Consider the following 462-nt stretch of genomic DNA (forward strand, 5'->3'; position numbering starts at 1 on the left):
TCATTGACCGGTCTCGACACCATGGATTTCTATGCCAAACTTAAAAAACAGCCCCTGAGTAAACACCGTGCATTGCTCGAGCGTGTCGGCATTTCCCAGGCCGCACGCCGCCGCGTCGGCACTTACTCCAAAGGGATGCGCCAACGCCTCGCTTTGTCACAAGCATTGTTGGGCGAGCCTAAAGTTTTATTGTTTGACGAGCCGACTACCGGCCTTGATCCGGCTTCGCGTCAAATGTTTTATGAAGTTGTGCGCGAACTCAATGGGCGTGGCGCAACCGTATTGCTCAGCACCCACGCACTGGCCGAGCTTGACGGCCACGCCGACCGCACCATCGTTATGAAAAACGGCGTGAAAGTTGCCGACGGCAGCATGGATGAGTTGCGTGTTCAAAGTGGTCTAACGCTGACCGTCAACGTCCGCTTGCAAGACGCGCGCCTGTTGAGCGAGTGTTGGCATCCG

General features: G+C 56.1%; 1 protein-coding gene. It reads left to right on the plus strand.

Annotated elements, in window-relative coordinates; translation table 11 throughout:
- Window positions 1-462 (plus strand): ATP-binding cassette domain-containing protein (locus tag ACTHTS_RS11145; protein WP_440370075.1); only part of this gene is annotated, 462 nt, incomplete at both ends.

Source organism: Neisseria sp. P0019.S003 (genome assembly GCF_051957115.1).
In the GTDB taxonomy this organism is placed as follows: domain Bacteria; phylum Pseudomonadota; class Gammaproteobacteria; order Burkholderiales; family Neisseriaceae; genus Neisseria; species Neisseria flavescens_D.